At 72.0% G+C, this 622-nt stretch carries 1 protein-coding gene; it reads right to left on the reverse strand.

Features of this window, described 5'->3' with window-relative positions; genetic code table 11:
• A partial coding sequence (locus tag Aco04nite_RS48470) for a hypothetical protein (RefSeq protein ID WP_213003921.1) occupies window positions 1-622 on the reverse strand: 622 nt, incomplete at both ends.

Genomic DNA, 622 nt, shown 5'->3' on the forward strand with positions numbered 1-622 from the left:
GGGTGAGGAACGTGTCCGGATCCCGGTCCGGCCGCGGCCCGCCGATGCGGATTCCCGCTCCGTCATCGGTGACGGTGAAGGCCGTGTCCCGCAGAGCCTCCTCGAGGGTGCGGCCGCGCCCCCCGGCGAGAGCCTGGACCGCACGACGGGCGTCCTCGATGGCGTCGTCGACCGGGACCCGTCCGACGGTTTCGCGCACCGAGACCGCAGCCGGCGCAGTGACGACCTCGAAGATCCATCCGTCCCGCGCCCGATCGATGACGATTTTCACGTTGGGGCTGGTGGCGACGGCACCGAGGGCCCAGATCCGTTCCGTGCTCAGGCCCGCGGGTGGTTCCAGCAGGATCCGCGTCTCCACCTCGAAGCCGGCTGCGCCCGCTTTGCGTACGGCCAGCTCCGCATCCTCGACGGCCGGACCCGCGACGTCGATCCCGTCGGTGAGCGGCAGGAAGAACACCGCGGTGTCGTCCGGCAGCTCGGCGGAGTAGTGGGTGAGGAACGTGTCAGGATCCCGGTCCGGCCGCGGCCCGCCGATGCGGATTCCCGCTCCGTCATCGGTGACGGTGAAGGCCGTGTCCCGCAGAGCCTCCTCGAGGGTGCGGCCGCGCCCCCCGGCGAGAGC

Origin of the sequence: Winogradskya consettensis (assembly GCF_018332715.1) — a bacterium.
Taxonomy (GTDB): domain Bacteria; phylum Actinomycetota; class Actinomycetes; order Mycobacteriales; family Micromonosporaceae; genus Actinoplanes; species Actinoplanes consettensis.